The organism is Amorphoplanes friuliensis DSM 7358 (assembly GCF_000494755.1).
Classification (GTDB): Bacteria; Actinomycetota; Actinomycetes; order Mycobacteriales; family Micromonosporaceae; genus Actinoplanes; species Actinoplanes friuliensis.
The window spans coordinates 5,733,996-5,750,784 of sequence record NC_022657.1 but is presented as its reverse complement, the minus strand read 5'-3'; the positions used below and the strand labels follow the sequence as shown (position 1 = coordinate 5,750,784).

Sequence of the window (16,789 nt, the reverse complement as noted above, 5' to 3'; positions counted from 1 at the left end):
GCTCCCGTTCGGGAGCCGGCGCGTTCCGGGGTCAGTCGTGGGCGATCGCGCCCAGGACGTTGAGCCGGGCGGCGCGGATCGCCGGCAGGACCGCCGCGATCACCCCGACCACGGCCGCGAGCACCAGGTAGGTGCCCATCCGGGCCCACGGCAGCACCAGTTCGGTGATGCCGTCGCTCTCCAGCGCCCGGGTCACCGCCGTGCCGAGCCCGGCGCCGACGACCACACCGAGCAGCGCGCCGAAGACCGAGATGACCACGGCCTCGACCGTCACCATGCGCATCGTCTGGGCGCGGCCCAGGCCGACCGCACGCAGCAGTCCCAGCTCGCGGGTCCGCTCCAGCACCGACAGCGCCAGAGTGTTGATGACGCCGAGGACAGCGATCAGGATCGCCAGCGCCAGCAGGATCTGGATCATCGTGATGACCATGTCCAGGCTGGCGGCCTGCTGGTCGATGAAGGCCGTCGCATCCTGGGCGGACACCTCCGGGCTGTCCGCCAGCAGCGCCTTGACCTGCGGCAGCACCTGGGCCAGTGACGCGCCGTCGTCCAGCCGGACAAAGCCGATCACCGGCTGCGTGACGCCGAAGTCCCTGGTCGTCGCGAGCGGCAGCAGGTAGCTGCCGGGCAGCGTGTCCTCGGCGTACGTGGCCACGATCGTGTAGTCGCGGGGATCACCGCGGGACGGCTGGATCTTGACCTTGGTGCCGACCTGCCAGCCGTACGTGGTGGCCTCGGGCACGCTGACCGCGATCTGGTCGTCCTTCAGTGTCGCCAGGGTGCCACTCGCGGCGGTCGCCCCGTACGTCTCGGTCAGCGCGGCCAGGTCGTCGGTCGCGTCGACCCAGTGCTTCTCGCCGTTGATCAGGACCTGGTCGTTCCAGAGGCCGGCGGCTGCGCGTACCCCCGGGATCGCCGCGGCCCGGCCCACGACGGCCGGGTCGTAGGTCGGCGGCCGCGGGCCGTTCTGGTCCCCGCTGATGATCACCTCGGCCTTGAGGACGCTGGCGGCCTCGGCCTTGAGGCTCTTCTTGGCCGAGTCCATCACCACGGTGACCCCGGTGACCAGCGCGATGCCGACCATGAGCGCGGCGGCGGTGATCGCGGTGCGGCGCGGGTTGCGGCCCGAGTTGAGCCGGCCCAGCCGACCCGGCAGCGACCACGAGAAGAGCCGGCCGATCCCCGACACGACGGGCTTGCTGATCAGCGGTGTGAGCAGCGCGATGCCGATGAACGACACCAGCACCCCACCCAGGATCGTCCACAGCGTGGCGTCCCCGGCGTCGCCGAAGAGGCCGACGCCCAGTGCCGCGGCCCCGGCGGCCGTGACGACGCCACCGGCGACGGTGATCCGCGTCAACGGCCGGTCCGGGGTTGCGACGTCCTGCATGGCCGCGATCGGCGCGATCCGCGACGCCCGCAGCGCCGGCAGGACCGCGGCGAGCACGGTCACCACCACACCGACGGCGTACGAGCTGATGACGGCCGCGAGCGGCACACCGATCGGCGCGAGTTCCAGACCACCACCACCCAGCGTCCCGAACAGATACGCCAGCCCGGCGCCCACTCCCACACCCGCGGCGAGTCCGAGCGTGGCGGCGAGTAGTCCGATCACGACGGCCTCGACCAGCACGGACGCGATGACCTGCCGGCGGCTGGCCCCCAGCGCTCGCATCATCGCGAGTTCCCGTGTCCGCTGCGCGATGATGATCGAGAAGGTGTTGAGGATCAGGAAGATGCCCACGAACAGCGCCACACCGGCAAATCCCAGCAGGATGTTGTTGAAGAAGCTCAGCCCCTCCTGCAGCCCGGCGGCACTGTCCTCGGCGAGCTGATCACCCGTCTTGGTGTCGAAGCCGGCGCCGACAGTCGAGGCGATCCGGTCCCGCAGCGCCGCCGGCGTCACACCGTCGGCCGCCTGCACCCGGATCGAGCTGTAGACACCGGTCTCACCGAGCATCAGCTTCTGCGCGACGGGCTCGGTGAAGGCGACCTCCTGGACGCCGCCGAGACTGTCCCTGTTGCCGGTGTAGCCGTAGACCCCGACGAGTGTGAACTCCTTCTTGGGCTCCAGCGTCAGCACACCGACGCGGTCGCCGACCTTGATGCCGGCGGCCTTCGCGACGGCCGCGTTGACGGCGATCTCGTCCGCGGCAGCCGGGCCGCGGCCCTCACGCACCTCGGTCAGGCTGTCCATGCCGGTCCAGGCGACACCGAGCCGCGGCGGCCCCATCGAGGTGAGCACCTTGCCGTCACTGCCGATCACCCGGGCCCCGTCGGCCTCGACCAGCCCGGTCGCCTTCTCCACCCCCGGTACGCCCTTGACCTGCCCGACAACGGACGCGGCGAGCGGCGTGGTGACCTGTTCACCCTCGAACTCGGCCACCTCGATCTTCGGCTTGGCGCTGACACCGACGTCCGTGGTCGAGTACGCGCTCGCGAACACCGAGTCGAATGACCGGCTCAACGTGTCGGTGACGACAAACGCCCCGGCCACGAACATGACGCCGAGCACCACCGCCAGCCCGGACAGGATGAGCCGCAGCTTGCGCGCCAGCAGGCTCTTCAGGGTCGCGCGCAGCATCAGAGCATCACCGGTTCGGCGTGGGTGTCCAGGCGCTTCATCATGTCCAGCACCGTCTCGGGGGTCGGCTCGAGCAGCTCGTCGACGATCTCCCCGTCGGCCAGGAAGACCACCCGGTCGGCGTAGCTGGCCGCCACCGGGTCGTGCGTGACCATGACGATGGTCTGCCCGTGCTCGCGGACACTGGCCCGCAGGAACGAGAGCACCTCGGCCCCGGACCGCGAGTCGAGGTTGCCCGTCGGCTCGTCGGCGAAGATGACGTCCGGCCGCCCGACGAGCGCCCGGGCGCACGCCACCCGCTGCTGCTGGCCACCCGAGAGCTGACTGGGCCGGTGGCTCAGCCGGTCGCGCAGCCCCACGGTGTCGATGACGACGTCCCACCACTGCGGGTCGGGCTTGCGCCCGGCGATGTCCAGCGGCAGCCGGATGTTCTCCTGCGCGCTCAGCGTCGGCAGCAGGTTGAACTGCTGGAAGATGAAACCGACCCGGTCACGCCGCAGCCGCGTGAGCGCCTTGTCGCCCAGCTTGGTGATCTCCGTCCCGCCGACGTGCACCTGCCCCCGGTCCACCGTGTCCAGACCGGCCAGGCAGTGCATCAGCGTCGACTTCCCACTGCCCGACGGACCCATGATCGCCGTGAATCTGCCCCGCTCGAACTGGGCGCTCACCCCGCGCAACGCGACGACCCGAGCCTCCCCGGTGCCGTAGACCTTCCAGACCTCGCTCGCCCGCGCGGCCACCGGCTCGCCCGCCGTCGTCGTCGTCACTTTTCCCCCTGGTGGTGTCCCGTGTGGACCGGCCGGGCCTGTTCGCCCGGCCGGCCCGCTCAGTTTTCCGTCGTGAGCAGGCCGAGGCGTCCGCCCGCAGGGGGAGCGTGACGCGGAGATTTGCTCGGGGATTCCTCCAGCGCGCTCTCAGGGTTGACCCTGATTCCCCGCCTGACGTCGCCATGACGGTTGACTGGCGTCGTATATGACGTCACTATGACGTCATGGACCTGACCCCGTACCTCGAATCGCTGCGAGCGGACCTCTCCGCCGCAGCCGCACCGGGCGGCCCCGAAACGGTCCGCGCGGCCGAACTGCTCGGGCACGCCATCGAACCCTCGGCCCGGCTCGCCCTGCTCCAGGCCCTCTCCGACGCCACCGCCGAGATCACCACCCGCCTGAACGGCCCGGTGGTCGACGTCCGCCTCCGCGGCCGCGAGGCGGACCTGGTCGTCAGCCACACCGAACCCGGCCCCGACCCGATCGCACCCCCGACTGCGGCGCCCGCCGACGGCGGTGACCTCGCCCGCCTGACCCTGCGCATGCCCGAAAGCCTCAAGACCCACGTCGAACAGGCCGCCGCGGCCGAGGGCATCTCCGTCAACGCCTGGCTCGTCCGGGCCGTCTCCTCCGCGGCCACCCGCCCCGCCACCGAGGGCCAGGTGACCCGCGGCAGCCGATCCGGCAAACGCATCACCGGCTTCGCCCAGGCCTGACCAAGTTTTTCGAGAGGACCGACCATGTTCGAGTTCGACCACGCCACCCCCGTATCCGTCTCCCTGCGCCTCCAGCGCGGCACGGCCGACGTCATCGCCGAGCAGCGCGACACCGTCCAGGTCGACATCGCCGACGCGGACCCCGACACCTTCACCGTCCGCCTGGACGGCGACACCCTCGCCGTCCACGCCCCCGAATCAGCCCTCTGGCAGTGGCGCCGCACCCCCAAGGCCCGCGTGATCGTCCGCGTGCCCGAAGGCAGCTCTCTCTCGGTGAAATCGGAGACGGCCGACCTGCGCGCCGCCGGCCGCTACAACACGGTTTACGCGGCGCTCCAGTCCGCCGACGCCGAGGTCCAGCACGCCGACGGCGACATCAACCTCAAGACGGAAAGCGGCGACCTCCGCGTCGGCCAGGCGGGCAGCTCCGTCCGGCTCGGCAGCCAGTCGGGCGACCTGGAAGCCGGTGACGTCACCGGTGACGTCACCGCCAACACCGCCAGCGGTGACATCATGATCCGCGCAGCCGCAGCGTCGGTCCACGCCGAAACAGCATCGGGCGACGTCGAGGTGGGCCTCACCCGCCGCGGCCGCGTCCGCTTGAAGACGGCCTCCGGCGACGTCTCGGTCGGCGTCGCCGCGGGCACGGGGGTCTGGCTGGACGTGAGTACGGCCTCCGGCTCCACGGTGAACAACCTGTCGATGACCCCGTCAGGCCCTCCGGCGGAAAACCAGGCGACCCTCGAACTCGTCGTCCGAACCGCCAGCGGCGACATCACCATCCATCGCGTCCACGCCGACGCCCCCGCCCTCTGACGTCCTGGCCCGTCGGCCCTCACCCGCTTCTCCCCGGTGAGGGCTGGGCACGCCGCGGTCCTGCCTCGTCGCCGGTCCCCAGCCCGTGTCCGTCCGGCCGGGTGGTCATGGTTCTGCTGTGTCCGTGCTGACGATTTTTTTCGGTCCGGGCTGGGCTGGGATGGCCGTTGTGCCGTCTCGCCGTCCGTTCCCGTGGCCGGTCGGTCTCAGGCGCCAGGGTGGATCAGGCCGGTCTCGTAGGCGAAGACGACCGCCTGGACACGGTCGCGGAGGCCGAGCTTGGTGAGCATGTGACCGACGTGGGTCTTCACCGTCGTTTCGCTGACGGTCAGAGCCCGCGCGATCTCAGCGTTGGAGTGTCCCTTCGCGACATGGAGGAAAACCTCACGTTCGCGCTCGGTCAGCACGTCGAGCACGGCCGCGACCGGCTCGGTGGAGGGCGCGGGCAGCACCTCGGCCAGCCGGACCAGCAGCCGCGCCAGAATGAGCGGGGCCACCACCGAGCCACCGCCGGCCACCACCCGGATGGCGGACACGAGCTCCGCGGGCGGCACGTCCTTGCAGAGATATCCGGCCGCTCCCGCCCCCACCGCGGCAAGCACATGCTCATCGGTGTCGAAGGCGGTCAGAATCAGCACCCGAACCGGCAACCCCGAAGCGGTGATGGCCCGCGTGGCCCCGAGCCCGTCGAGCCGGGGCAGCCGAACGTCCATCACAACCACATCAGGCAGCAGCCTTCGGGCCAGGTCCACGGCCTCGACCCCGTCGCCGGCCTCACCCACGACGCTGAGCCCGTCGGCCCCGCTCAACGCCATGCGCAGCCCGGACCGCAGCATCGGCTGATCGTCGGCCAGCAGCACCCGCACCGGCCGAGCGCCCGCCGCGGCACCAGCCGCCGTTCGGTCCCGTGCCGTCATCCCCTGTGCCTCCCGCGCAGCCCGACCAGGCCCCGCAAACACTAGGCGATCCCGAACCCCCACCGATCCCCGCAACCCACCCGGCCGCCAACCGCTCCGGTGCCGCCGGCTCGGCCGCCAACCGCTCCGGTGCCGCCGGCTCGGCCGCCAACCGCTCCGGTGCCGCTGCTCCGGTCTCGAGGTCCGCTCAGGTCCGCGAGCCCGGCCCGTGGCGGCTCAAGCAGCGAACCCCGCGGTCGGCGGTCCGGTCCACCCAGGTGGCGGCGAACTCGTCACCGTGCGGCACGCGGCCGGTTGCGCTGTGCGCGAGGCCCATCCGAGCAAGCACCACGACCGTGGGGCCACCCCGGCCGTGCCGAGCATGCGGTCCGGGGGCAGCGCCGCTAGGCGGCCGTCCCCCGCCTGCGCGGCCCAGCCCAGCCCGGCGCGGCCCAGCCCAGCCCGGCGCGGCCCAGCCCAGCGCAGCGCGGCCCGGCGCGGCCCGGCCCAGCCCGGTGTGGGCCCAGCGCAGCGCAGCCCGGCGCGGCCCGGCCCAGCCCGGTGTGTGCCCAGCGCAGCCCGGCGCGGCCCGGCGTGGCCCGGCGCGGCCCGGCCCAGCCCGGTGTGGGCCCAGCGCAGCGCAGCCCAGCGCGGCCCGGCCCAGCGCGGCCCGGCCCAGCCCGGCGCGGCCCGCGCGGCCCAGACCAGTCCGGCGCGGCCCAGCCTGGCCCCGCCAAGCCCGGTCAGAACACCGCGCCTGGCCCCGCGGCCGCTGGTGCTGACCGGCCTCGGTGCGTGAAGTTCTCGACGTCGAGGCCTCCTACGGCTCGATGGTGGGTTCGGCGGCTTCGGCGACGGCGGAGACGTCCCCGACGATCACTTCGACCGGCTCCGGGTACGGCGGAGGCGTCCCCCCGAACTCAGGGCAGAACGCCTGATGGCTGCACCAGCCGCACAGCTTGCTCGGCTTCGGGCGGAAGTCCTTTTCCGCCTTCGCGCGCTCGATGGCCTGGGACAACGCGACCAGGGTGCGTTCGAAGCGTTCGAGTTCGGAGGCGTCCGGGCTGTAGTCGCAGATCTCGGCGTCCTTGAGGTAGAGCAGGCGCAGGACGCGGGGGACGACGCCGCGGGTGCGCCACAGGACCAGGGCGTAGAACTTCAGCTGGAACAGGGCGCGGCCTTCGAAGGCTTCGCGGGGTGCGCCGCCGGTCTTGTAGTCGACGACGCGGAGGTCGCCGGCCGGGGAGACGTCCAGGCGGTCGATGTAGCCGCGGATCAGCAGCTCGTCGTCGACCAGGGTGGAGACCAGGCTTTCGCGTTCGGCCGGCTCGAGGCGCTGGGGGTCCTCGACGGCGAAGTAGCCCGACAGCAGGTCGCCCGCGCCCGCCAGGAAGGCGGCGATCCGGTCCGGCTCGTCCGACACCAGGGCGTCGGGGGCGTCCTCGGCCGGTGCGAAGAGGCCGCCCAGCACCGGTTCCTGCTCGATGAGGCGTTCCCACTCCGGCGCGACCAGGGCGGCTGCGGACTCCGGGGTGCGGTCGGCCGCGGGCAGGTCGAAGAGGCGCTCCAGTACGGCGTGGACGAGCGTTCCTCGTACCTGATCGGGGGTGGGTTTTTCGGGCAGGCGGTCGATGGTCCGGAAGCGGAACAGCAGCGGGCAGGTCTTGAAGTCCGCGGCGCGCGACGGCGACAGGGACGGCCCGGACGGCCGCTCGTCACGGCCGGGGACACGACCGGGGGCCGGGTCCGCGGAGGGGGACAAAACCGTTTCTGCCGTCATGGGGGTAAGGCTAGGGGAGGGGTACGACGAAACCGGCGAGGCGGGGCTCTCAGGCTCGGTCCGTAGCATCGACGCGTGGACGAAGGCGCACGGCAGACCCGCCCCGCCCGGCGACCCGGCCGGCTGGTCGGTCACGTGCTGGGCATCCCGGTGTTCCTGCACCCCTCGATGCTGCTGCTGGCGCTGCTCGTCACGGTTGTCTACGGCGGTTACGTGCAGTCCGAGCTCGGACTTCCGGGCCCTTTTGCGTACGCCGTGGGTTTCGGGTTCGTGGTGTGCCTGCTCGGCTCTGTGCTGTTGCACGAGCTGGGTCACGCGGTCACGGCCAAGCGGTTCGGCATCGGTGTGCGCGGCATCACGCTCGAGCTCCTCGGTGGCTGGACCGAGATGGACCGCGATGCCCCCACGCCGCGGATCGACGCGCTCGTCTCGCTGGCCGGGCCGGCCGTCTCGTTCGCGCTCGGTGGGCTGGCCACGGCGGCCGCGTTCGCGCTGCCGGACCGGACGGTCGCGGGGGAGATCGCGTTCCAGCTCGCGGCCAGCAACGTCATCGTGGCGATCTTCAATGTGCTGCCGGGGCTGCCGCTGGACGGCGGGCGGGCGCTGCGGGCCGGGCTGTGGGCGCTGATCAAGGACCGGAACCGCGCCACGGAGGCCGCGGCCTGGGCCGGGCGGGGGATCGCGCTGCTGACCGGCGCGGCGGTCTTCACGCTGTACCGGCTGAACGTCATCACGTTGTTCGGCCTGATCTTCATCCTGCTGGTGGTCTTCACGCTGTGGCAGGGCGCCGGGCAGTCGATCAGGCTGGCGCGGATGACACGGCGGTTCCCCCTGGTCGACCTGAGCGCACTGGCTCGCCCGCTATACGCCGTACCGTCGGGGACGCCGCTGGCGGAGGCACAACGCCGCGCTGATGCAGAGGGCCGGGCCAAGGACACGCTGGCCGTGGCTGATGCGAGCGGGCGGGTCGTGGCGCTGGTCGACACGGCCGGGGCGGCCGCGGTGCCGGCCGACCGGCGGCCGTGGGTGTCGGTCGACACGGTCGCGCGGGACCTGGGCCGGCTGCCGGCGCTGGCACTCGGTCTCAGCGGCGAGCAGGTGGTCCGGGCGGTGCAGGCCCACCCGGGTGCGCAGTACGTGGTCACCTCCGGGGAGGATGTCGTCGGCGTGCTGCACGTCGCGGACCTGGCCGAGTTGCTGGAGCCGCGCCGCACCGCACGCCGGCCTGCACCGAACTGAGAGAGGGATCCGTGACCGTCCAACCCACCACCGTCGTCGACGAGCCCGTGCCCGCCCACCACGGGCCGTTCCGCGAGGGCGACCGTGTGCAGCTCACGGATCCGAAGAACCGCATGCACACGATCGTGCTGGAGGCCGGCAAGGAGTTCCACACCCATCGGGGCGGCCTCGCGCACGACGCCCTGATCGGCCTGCCCGAGGGCAGCGTCGTGGTCTCCGCCGGCGGTACGGCCTACCTGGCGCTGCGCCCGCTGCTCTCCGACTACGTGCTCTCCATGCCGCGCGGCGCTCAGGTGATCTATCCGAAGGACGCCGCCCAGATCGTCGCGATGGGTGACGTCTTCCCCGGCGCCAAGGTCATGGAGGCGGGTGTCGGGTCGGGCGCGCTGACCTGCTCGCTGCTCCGGGCGGTCGGGAGCACGGGCGAGCTGCACTCGTACGAGCTGCGCGACGACTTCGCGGCGATCGCCCGCAAGAACGTCGAGGCGTTCTTCGGGGGCCCGCACCCCGCCTGGCACCTGCACTCCGGTGACGTGGCCGACGCCGAGGGGACCGGTTTCGACCGGATCGTCCTCGACATGCTGACGCCCTGGGAGGCCCTGCCCATGGTCGAGCGGGCGCTCGTCCCCGGCGGCGTCTTCATCGCCTACGTGGCCACGACGCCGCAGCTCTCCGAGGTCGTGGAGGCGCTGCGCGAGCGCGGCGGCTGGACCGAGCCGCGGGCCTGGGAGTCGCTGGTTCGCGACTGGCACGCCGAGGGCCTCGCCGTGCGGCCCGACCACCGGATGATCGCGCACACCGCCTTCCTGGTGTCGGCGCGCAAGCTCGCCCCCGGAGTGAACGCACCGCCGCGCCGGCGCAAACCCAGCAAGGGTGCTGAGGCGTACGCCCTGCGCAGGGCCGCTCAGGCTGCTCTGGCCGCCGAGCGTACGGAGACGCCCGACGATACCGGGGTGTGACGGCCCGGTGCGGATCCGGTAGTTTCCGTCGCGGGTTTTGATGGGGTTCGGGAGCGGAGGGAACGGGTGGGCGCGATGAGTTCTCCGCCGTTCGGTGGCAGTAACGAGATGCCGGCGGTTTTCCCTGACTGGTCGCCTTACGAGGACCTGGATTCGGCTGCCCGGGCCTATCTGCGCGATCCCGAGGTGGCGCTCGACGCCCTCTTCGGGGTCCTGCGCGGGGCGTCCGTGCTGTGTTTCACGCTGGAACGCTTCGTCAACGAGGTCAACGGCGTCTGGCAGGAGGTCGTCATCTGCGACGGCAGCCGCCTGGTGCTGTGGCACGGCGAGGACGTGGCGCCCGGTGACGGCCCGGTCGGGTCGATGACCTCGTCGCTGCGGGTGGTCCCGCTCTCGACGGTCACGGAGGTGGGTTGCCGCCGGCGTCTCACCCGTACGTCGTCAGGGCAGGCACGGGTCGACAGCATCGACGTCTACCTGTTGCTGAGCTCCGTGGACGACGCCGTGCCGCCGCCGGGGATGGCCGAGGACGAGGGCCGGGCCGCGCTACGGCACGACGCGCTGCGTTTCGGCAAGACGCTCGACGACGGTGGACCGGGGCAAATCGCCCGTTTGGAAGAGTTTTCCCGAGTTGTCGCATCTTTGGTCGGACGCCCGACCCTGTGACATTTTTCGCTCCGCCGGACCCGTTCGTGGACGGTCCGGCGGGGCCCGCTCGGAAGCCTCAGTCGGCGTCCGGGCCGGCGACCTCGACGTCGTCGGAGCTCCGCACGACGTGGATGCAGTCGCCGGGGCACTCCTTGGCCGCGTCGATCACCTCGAGCCGCAGCCGGGCCGGCACGTCGGTGCGCACTCCAGGGTTCTGCAGCAGCTCACCGGTGCTGCTCTTGACGTACGCGAGGCCGTCGATGTCGAACTCGAAGACCTCCGGTGCGTACTGCACGCAGAGCCCGTCGCCGGTGCAGAGGTCCTGGTCCACCCAGACCTCAAGTTCGCCTGTCTCGGTCTGTGTCGACACCGCGTTCCTCCCCTGACTCGCCTTGTCCGACGTTACCCGAAGCCTCTGACCACTCGGTGCACCCACCTGACCCAATCGATCAAGGTTCAGTGACGAGGGTGTTGCATGGGTCGAAATCCGGCCCGCAGCGGCTACTGTTATCCCCAAGACGTTCGAGCCCCCGGGGAGGTGGGACGTGGCACGTAGCGACGAGGCGTCAGGCGCCGCACGTTGGGAGAAAGAGGCCAACGATCTCTCCAGCCAGGTTGCGTTCCTGCAAGAGGAGCTGGCACTGGTAAGGCGCAAGTTGACCGAAAGCCCCCGACACGTCCGGCAGATCGAGGAACGGCTCGCGGCGACGCAGACGCAGCTGGCCCGGCTGACCGAGAACAACGACCGGCTCGTGGCGACCCTCAAGGAAGCCCGATCCCAGATCGTCACTCTCAAAGAGGAGATTGACCGGCTCGCCCAGCCGCCCAGCGGCTACGGCGTATTCCTGGCCGCCCACGAGGACGGCACAGTCGATGTCTTCACCGGCGGACGCAAACTCCGGGTGGCGGTCTCCCCGTCGCTGGAGGTCGAGGAGCTCAAGCGGGGGCAGGAAGTTCTGCTCAACGACGCGCTCAACGTGGTCGACGCGTTCGGCTACGAGCGGGTCGGCGAGGTCGTCCTCCTCAAGGAGGTCCTCGAGAACCCCGCCGGTGGTCCGGGCGACCGGGCGCTGGTCATCTCGCACGCCGACGAGGAGCGGATCGTCCATCTGGCCGACTCGCTCCAGGTGTCCAAGCTGCGGGCCGGCGACTCGCTCATGATCGAGCCGCGCTCGGCGTACGCGTACGAGCGCATCCCGAAGAGCGAGGTCGAGGAGCTCGTCCTCGAGGAAGTGCCGGACGTCGACTACACCGACATCGGTGGCCTCCACTCCCAGATCGAGCAGATCCGCGACGCGGTGGAGCTGCCCTTCCTGCACGCCGAGCTGTTCCGGGAGCACCAGCTGCGCCCGCCGAAGGGCATCCTGCTCTACGGCCCGCCCGGTTGTGGCAAGACCCTGATCGCCAAGGCGGTCGCCAACTCGCTCGCGAAGAAGATCGCCGAGCGCCGCGGCGAGGAGAAGCACACCAGCTACTTCCTCAACATCAAGGGTCCCGAGCTGCTCAACAAGTACGTGGGTGAGACCGAGCGGCACATCCGCCTGGTCTTCCAGCGGGCGCGGGAGAAGGCCGGCGAAGGCACACCGGTCATCGTGTTCTTCGACGAGATGGACTCGATCTTCCGCACCCGTGGCTCCGGCGTCTCCTCCGACGTCGAGAACACCATCGTCCCGCAGCTGCTCAGCGAGATCGACGGTGTCGAGGGCCTCGAGAACGTCATCGTCATCGGCGCCTCCAACCGGGAAGACATGATCGACCCGGCGATCCTGCGCCCCGGCCGTCTCGATGTGAAAATCAAGATCGAGCGTCCGGACGCCGAGGCGGCGAAGGACATCTTCGCCAAGTACATCCTCAGCGGCCTGCCGCTGAGCACGGACGACCTGGCCGAGCACGGCAACGACAGGGACGTCACGGTTGCCGCGATGATCGAGGCAGTCGTGCTCCGGATGTACACGGAGACCGAGGAGAACCGCTTCCTGGAGGTCACCTACGCCAACGGTGACAAGGAGGTCCTGTACTTCAAGGACTTCAACTCCGGCGCGATGATCCAGAACATCGTCGACCGTGGCAAGAAGATGGCGATCAAGGAGTTCCTCACCTCCGGCAAGAAGGGCCTCCGGCTGCAGCACCTGCTCGACAGCTGCGTCGACGAGTTCCGGGAGAACGAGGACCTGCCCAACACGACCAACCCCGACGACTGGGCCCGTATCTCCGGCAAGAAGGGCGAGCGGATCGTCTACATCCGTACGCTCGTCTCCGGTGGCAAGGGCGCAGAGGCCGGCCGCTCGATCGAGACGGCCAGCAACACCGGTCAGTACCTGTAACCGAAGACGGCAACGCCCGACGCGGGCGGGGAGGCGCTACGACGCGCCCCCTCGTCCGCGTTGTGCATCTCTACTCTCCGTATCGTGGTGCGCACGTGCGGGGGCGAGAACCGATACGGAAGCGTCTAGGCTCGATACATGGGCAACGGCAGCACAGTGGCGGGTGGGGTGGTCGCATGAGCGTTCGACGGATCATGGGTACCGAGGTCGAGTACGGCATTTCGGTGCCCGGGCAGCCCGGCGCCAACCCGATGGTCACCTCCTCGCAGGTGGTCAACGCCTACGGGGCACGACCGGAGCTCAACCGCGGCGGCCGGGCCCGGTGGGACTACGAGGAGGAGTCGCCGCTGCGCGACGCCCGCGGGTTCACCTACTCCGGCGCCGCGTACGACCCGGCGGACGCGCTGGCCGACGAGGACCTCGGCCTGGCCAACGTGATACTGACGAACGGCGCCCGCCTCTACGTGGACCACGCGCACCCGGAATACAGCACCCCGGAGTGCACCAACCCGATGGACATCGTCCTCTGGGACAAGGCCGGCGAGCGGGTCATGGCCGAGGCGTCACGCCGGGCCGCCACGATCCCCGGCACGCACCGCATCCAGCTCTACAAGAACAACACCGACAACAAGGGCGCCTCGTACGGCTCGCACGAGAACTATCTGATGAGCCGTCAGACGCCCTTCGCGGACATCGTGGCGCACCTGACGCCGTTCTTCGTGACGCGGCAGATCTTCTGCGGCGCCGGCCGGGTCGGCATCGGCCAGGACGGCTCCGGCGCCGGCTTCCAGATCTCCTCGCGGGCCGACTTCTTCGAGGTCGAGGTGGGTCTCGAGACCACCCTCAAGCGGCCGATCATCAACACCCGCGACGAGCCCCACTCGGACGCCGACAAGTACCGCCGCCTGCACGTCATCATCGGCGACGCGAACCTCTCGGAGATCTCCACCTACCTCAAGGTCGGCACGACCGCCCTGATCCTCAACATGATCGAGGAGAAGGTCTTCACCGGCGAGCTGGGTGTGGCCGATCCGGTCTCCGAGCTCAAGGCGGTCAGCCACGACCCGTCGCTCAAGCACCTCATGCGTCTGCGGGACGGCCGCCGGCTCACGGCTCTGGACCTCCAGTGGGCCTACTACGAGCGGGCCAAGGAGTTCTGCGACGAGCGCTACGGCACCGACACCGACGAGCAGACCCGCGACGTCCTCCAGCGCTGGGAAGACGTCCTGGACCAGCTCGGCCGCGACCCGATGCAGCTCTCCGACCAGCTCGACTGGGTCGCCAAGCTGCGCCTGCTCGAGGGCTACCGCGAGCGGGAGAACCTGACCTGGTCCTCGCCGAAGCTCGGCCTGGTCGACCTGCAGTATTCGGACGTCCGGCCGGAGAAGGGCCTCTACCACCGCCTCGTCGCCCGCGGCTCGATGAAGACGCTGCTGGACGACGAGCAGACCCAGCGCGCGATGGTGAAGCCGCCCGAGGACACCCGCGCCTACTTCCGGGGCGAGTGCCTGGCCCGGTACGCGTCCGAAGTGGTCGCCGCCAGCTGGGACTCGGTCATCTTCGATGTCGGGCGCGAATCGCTCGTGCGTGTCCCGATGATGGAGCCCGAACGGGGGACCAAGAAGCACGTCGGTGCCCTGTTCGACAAGTGCGACACCGCGAAGGACCTGCTCGAGGTGATCACGAGCCGTTGATCGAAACGCCCGTGCGCACACAGGCGTTTTTGTCGGACCGGCGAGGTAAGTTTTTCCCAACCCGAAGCGGTTGGGTCACGAAGGGGGACAGCCATGGCAACGCGAGACACCGGCGGTCAGTCGCAGTCCGGCAAGGGCAAGCGCGACGAGGAGATCGAGGACGTCACCACCGAGGCCAACCCTGAGGTTGCCGAAAGGCACGCCGAGATCACCGAGGACGTCGACGACCTCCTCGACGAGATCGACTCCGTCCTCGAGGAGAACGCCGAGGAATTTGTGAGGGGTTACGTCCAAAAAGGCGGCGAGTGACCTGAAAGACCGATTCGTCACATTGGTGTAGCGGTATGGCCGGCAGGTTCGTGAGTCACTCACGAGGCCCTGACGGCCATCTGCGATCTGTGGTGCTCCCGACCCCCAACACGTCGATCACGATCATCGCACCGGGTGGGTTCGCGGGATACTGTGCTTCAACTGCAACGGCGGTCCGGGACGACCCGAGGGGTTCTCACCGGAGCGCTTACATATCTGAAAGGAACCACGTGGCAGCGGGCTTTGATCCATCCGGGCGTCTTCCAGATGTGTTCACCAACGCGGGGACGTCCTCCTTCACGCAGTTCCTGAGCCTCGCGGCCCCGGAGATGTTGCCGGGTCGCCGGCCGCTGCCTCCCGGGCTGTCCGCCGACATCGCACCGCACGGCACGACCATCGTCGCCATCGCGACCGCCGAGGGCGTCGTCATGGCCGGCGACCGGCGGGCCACCATGGGCAACCTCATCGCCAGCCGGGACATCGAAAAGGTGCACCCGGCCGACGCCTACTCGCTGATCGGCATCGCCGGCACGGCGGGCATCGGCATCGAGCTGATGCGGCTGTTCCAGGTCGAGCTGGAGCACTACGAGAAGATCGAGGGCGCGATGCTGTCCCTCGACGGTAAGGCGAACCGCCTGGCCGCCATGGTTCGAGGCAACCTCGGTGCGGCCATGCAGGGCCTGGCTGTGGTTCCGCTCTTCGCGGGCTTCGACCTGTCCCCGTCCGACCCGTCCCGGGCCGGGCGCATCTTCAGCTTCGACGTCGCGGGCGGCCTCTACGAGGAGACCGGCTACGACGCGATCGGCTCGGGGTCGCTGTTCGCCAAGTCCGCCCTGAAGAAGAAGTACCGGGCCGGGGTCAGCACCCAGGACGCCGTCCGCCTGGCGGTGGAGGCTCTGTACGACGCCGCCGACGACGACACGGCGACCGGCGGACCGGACCTGACCCGCAAGATCTACCCGGTGGTGATGACCGCCACCGCGGACAGCACCCACCGGCTCACCGAGGCCGAGATCAACGCGGTGGCCGAACAGGTGGTCGCCGGACGGATGGAGAACCCGGGCGGCTGAGCGCCCGGCAGTCCTCGCACCCACCCCGCCATCCGGTCATCGAAGGAGTAGCCACCCGTGGCCATGCAGTTCTACGCCTCACCCGAGCAGGTCCAGCGCGACCGCTCGGAGTACGCCCGCAAGGGCATCGCCCGCGGCCGCTCCGCCGTCGTCCTCACCTATGAGGGCGGGGTTCTGCTGGTCGCCGAAAACCTGACCTCGCTCCGCAAGATCAGCGAGCTCTACGACAGGATCGGCTTCGCGGCTGTCGGCCGCTACAACGAGTTCGAGAGCCTGCGCCGCGCCGGCGTGCGGATGGCCGACCTCAACGGCCTGGCCTACGACCGCCGGGACGTCACCGGGCGGGCGCTCGCGAACGCCTACACCCAGACGCTCGGTGCGATCTTCTCGGAGACGCAGAAGCCGTACGAGGTGGAGATCTGCGTCGCGCAGGTCGGCACCTCACCCGAGTCCGACGAGCTGTACCGCATCACCTACGACGGATCGGTCCAGGACGAGCCCGGCTTCATGGCCATGGGCGGCTCGGCCGAAGCCATCTCCACCGTCCTCAAGTCCCGGCACGACGTGGCCGCGGACCTCGCCACGGCGCTGGCCCTGGCCGTCGAGGGCCTGGCGAGTGTCGGCGGCGAGAACGGCACACCCCGCACCCTGGGCGCGTCCCAGCTCGAGGTGGCGGTCCTCGACCGCAACCGCAAGGGCCGCACCTTCCGCCGCATCGCCGGGGCGGCGCTGACCACCCTCCTCGAAGGCGGCAAGGACGAGCCCGAGAAGGAGGTCGGCGAGGCCGGCGACGTCGCCCCGCCGGCGCCGGGCGAGGACAAGCCGACCGTGTCGGCCGCCTCGGTCGACCTGGAGGGCAAGAACGAGGACCCGGCCGAGCCCGCGGACGACACCAACGGCGACGGCTCCTGACACCACCCACCGCCCGCCCCTGAACCCAGGGGCGGGCCGGACAACGCCCTTCCGTCCCTGAACCGGGCCGGACAA

At 70.4% G+C, this 16,789-nt stretch carries 17 protein-coding genes; 12 read left to right on the top strand and 5 right to left on the bottom strand.

What is annotated here, in order from left to right:
- Nucleotides 1-31: 31 nt before the first annotated feature.
- Together AFR_RS26605 and AFR_RS26600 are read right to left on the bottom strand one after the other, a co-directional pair.
- Nucleotides 32-2,584 carry an ABC transporter permease gene (locus AFR_RS26605; RefSeq protein WP_023364372.1) on the bottom strand — a complete coding sequence of 851 codons (2,553 nt, stop codon included), beginning with the start codon at nucleotides 2,582-2,584 and terminating at the stop codon, nucleotides 32-34.
- The gene (locus tag AFR_RS26600) at nucleotides 2,584-3,351 is read right to left on the bottom strand and encodes an ABC transporter ATP-binding protein (RefSeq protein WP_023364369.1); all 768 of its coding nucleotides are present in this window, start codon (nucleotides 3,349-3,351) and stop codon (nucleotides 2,584-2,586) included. The genes AFR_RS26605 and AFR_RS26600 overlap by 1 nt, the downstream gene beginning before the upstream one ends.
- 224 nt (nucleotides 3,352-3,575) lie before the next feature.
- Between AFR_RS26600 and AFR_RS26595 the strand changes: the two genes are divergently transcribed.
- Together AFR_RS26595 and AFR_RS43985 are read left to right on the top strand one after the other, a co-directional pair.
- Nucleotides 3,576-4,067: a toxin-antitoxin system HicB family antitoxin gene (locus tag AFR_RS26595; protein ID WP_023364368.1), complete on the top strand. Its 492-nt coding sequence runs from the start codon at nucleotides 3,576-3,578 to the stop codon at nucleotides 4,065-4,067.
- A 24-nt stretch (nucleotides 4,068-4,091) separates the two neighbouring features.
- Nucleotides 4,092-4,883 (top strand): DUF4097 family beta strand repeat-containing protein, encoded by a 792-nt coding sequence (locus AFR_RS43985; RefSeq protein WP_023364366.1) that lies wholly within the window; start codon nucleotides 4,092-4,094, stop codon nucleotides 4,881-4,883.
- Between the two features lie 206 nt (nucleotides 4,884-5,089).
- Here AFR_RS43985 and AFR_RS26585 read toward each other — a convergent pair whose 3' ends face one another.
- The gene (locus tag AFR_RS26585) at nucleotides 5,090-5,800 is read right to left on the bottom strand and encodes a response regulator (protein WP_023364364.1); all 711 of its coding nucleotides are present in this window, start codon (nucleotides 5,798-5,800) and stop codon (nucleotides 5,090-5,092) included.
- Nucleotides 5,801-6,344: 544 nt separating this feature from the next.
- Here AFR_RS26585 and AFR_RS46245 point away from each other — a divergent pair.
- A complete protein-coding gene (locus tag AFR_RS46245; RefSeq protein WP_148308067.1) occupies nucleotides 6,345-6,578 on the top strand; it encodes a hypothetical protein in 234 nt (77 codons plus the stop codon).
- 21 nt (nucleotides 6,579-6,599) lie between these two features.
- Here the strand turns inward: AFR_RS46245 and AFR_RS26580 are convergent, their stop codons facing one another.
- Nucleotides 6,600-7,559 carry a RecB family exonuclease gene (locus tag AFR_RS26580; protein ID WP_148308066.1) on the bottom strand — a complete coding sequence of 320 codons (960 nt, stop codon included), beginning with the start codon at nucleotides 7,557-7,559 and terminating at the stop codon, nucleotides 6,600-6,602.
- A 135-nt stretch (nucleotides 7,560-7,694) separates the two neighbouring features.
- Between AFR_RS26580 and AFR_RS26575 the strand changes: the two genes are divergently transcribed.
- The 3 genes from AFR_RS26575 to AFR_RS26565 all read left to right on the top strand — a co-directional run bounded on the left by AFR_RS26575 (nucleotide 7,695) and on the right by AFR_RS26565 (nucleotide 10,423).
- Nucleotides 7,695-8,798 (top strand): site-2 protease family protein, encoded by a 1,104-nt coding sequence (locus AFR_RS26575; RefSeq protein WP_041842749.1) that lies wholly within the window; start codon nucleotides 7,695-7,697, stop codon nucleotides 8,796-8,798.
- Between the two features lie 11 nt (nucleotides 8,799-8,809).
- Nucleotides 8,810-9,757, top strand: coding sequence for a tRNA (adenine-N1)-methyltransferase (locus tag AFR_RS26570; protein ID WP_023364358.1), 948 nt, complete (start codon nucleotides 8,810-8,812; stop codon nucleotides 9,755-9,757).
- Between the two features lie 75 nt (nucleotides 9,758-9,832).
- Nucleotides 9,833-10,423 carry a hypothetical protein gene (locus AFR_RS26565; protein WP_023364356.1) on the top strand — a complete coding sequence of 197 codons (591 nt, stop codon included), beginning with the start codon at nucleotides 9,833-9,835 and terminating at the stop codon, nucleotides 10,421-10,423.
- 58 nt (nucleotides 10,424-10,481) lie between these two features.
- Here AFR_RS26565 and AFR_RS26560 read toward each other — a convergent pair whose 3' ends face one another.
- Entirely contained in the window at nucleotides 10,482-10,775 is a 294-nt protein-coding gene (locus AFR_RS26560) for a ferredoxin (protein ID WP_023364354.1), read from the bottom strand.
- A 175-nt stretch (nucleotides 10,776-10,950) separates the two neighbouring features.
- On the opposite strand from AFR_RS26560, the gene arc reads away from it, so the two are divergent.
- The 6 genes from arc (at nucleotide 10,951) to prcA (ending at nucleotide 16,714) form a co-directional block, all read left to right on the top strand.
- Nucleotides 10,951-12,729, top strand: coding sequence for a proteasome ATPase (gene arc / locus AFR_RS26555; RefSeq protein WP_041841158.1), 1,779 nt, complete (start codon nucleotides 10,951-10,953; stop codon nucleotides 12,727-12,729).
- A 176-nt stretch (nucleotides 12,730-12,905) separates the two neighbouring features.
- The gene (gene dop / locus AFR_RS26550) at nucleotides 12,906-14,423 is read left to right on the top strand and encodes a depupylase/deamidase Dop (RefSeq protein ID WP_023364350.1); all 1,518 of its coding nucleotides are present in this window, start codon (nucleotides 12,906-12,908) and stop codon (nucleotides 14,421-14,423) included.
- A gap of 93 nt (nucleotides 14,424-14,516) precedes the next feature.
- Nucleotides 14,517-14,732 carry a ubiquitin-like protein Pup gene (locus AFR_RS26545; protein WP_023364349.1) on the top strand — a complete coding sequence of 72 codons (216 nt, stop codon included), beginning with the start codon at nucleotides 14,517-14,519 and terminating at the stop codon, nucleotides 14,730-14,732.
- Nucleotides 14,733-14,817: 85 nt separating this feature from the next.
- Nucleotides 14,818-14,952 carry an endonuclease domain-containing protein gene (locus tag AFR_RS48730; RefSeq protein ID WP_169739479.1) on the top strand — a complete coding sequence of 45 codons (135 nt, stop codon included), beginning with the start codon at nucleotides 14,818-14,820 and terminating at the stop codon, nucleotides 14,950-14,952.
- 10 nt (nucleotides 14,953-14,962) lie between these two features.
- Complete coding sequence (gene prcB, locus AFR_RS26540; protein ID WP_023364347.1) at nucleotides 14,963-15,802, top strand: proteasome subunit beta; 840 nt, start codon at nucleotides 14,963-14,965, stop codon at nucleotides 15,800-15,802.
- Nucleotides 15,803-15,859: 57 nt separating this feature from the next.
- Complete coding sequence (gene prcA / locus AFR_RS26535) at nucleotides 15,860-16,714, top strand: proteasome subunit alpha (protein ID WP_023364345.1); 855 nt, start codon at nucleotides 15,860-15,862, stop codon at nucleotides 16,712-16,714.
- The last annotated feature ends 75 nt before the right edge of the window (nucleotides 16,715-16,789 follow it).

Excerpts from the sequence above, each read along its gene's own strand:
- AFR_RS26605 (WP_023364372.1), bottom strand. The coding sequence starts at position 2,584 with ATGCTGCGCGCGACCCTGAAGAGCCTGCTGGCGCGCAAGCTGCGGCTC.
- AFR_RS26595 (WP_023364368.1), top strand. The coding sequence starts at position 3,576 with ATGGACCTGACCCCGTACCTCGAATCGCTGCGAGCGGACCTCTCCGCC.
- AFR_RS43985 (WP_023364366.1), top strand. The coding sequence starts at position 4,092 with ATGTTCGAGTTCGACCACGCCACCCCCGTATCCGTCTCCCTGCGCCTC.
- AFR_RS26585 (WP_023364364.1), bottom strand. The coding sequence starts at position 5,800 with ATGACGGCACGGGACCGAACGGCGGCTGGTGCCGCGGCGGGCGCTCGG.
- AFR_RS26580 (WP_148308066.1), bottom strand. The coding sequence starts at position 7,559 with ATGACGGCAGAAACGGTTTTGTCCCCCTCCGCGGACCCGGCCCCCGGT.
- AFR_RS26565 (WP_023364356.1), top strand. The coding sequence starts at position 9,833 with ATGAGTTCTCCGCCGTTCGGTGGCAGTAACGAGATGCCGGCGGTTTTC.
- dop (WP_023364350.1), top strand. The coding sequence starts at position 12,906 with ATGAGCGTTCGACGGATCATGGGTACCGAGGTCGAGTACGGCATTTCG.
- AFR_RS26545 (WP_023364349.1), top strand. The coding sequence starts at position 14,517 with ATGGCAACGCGAGACACCGGCGGTCAGTCGCAGTCCGGCAAGGGCAAG.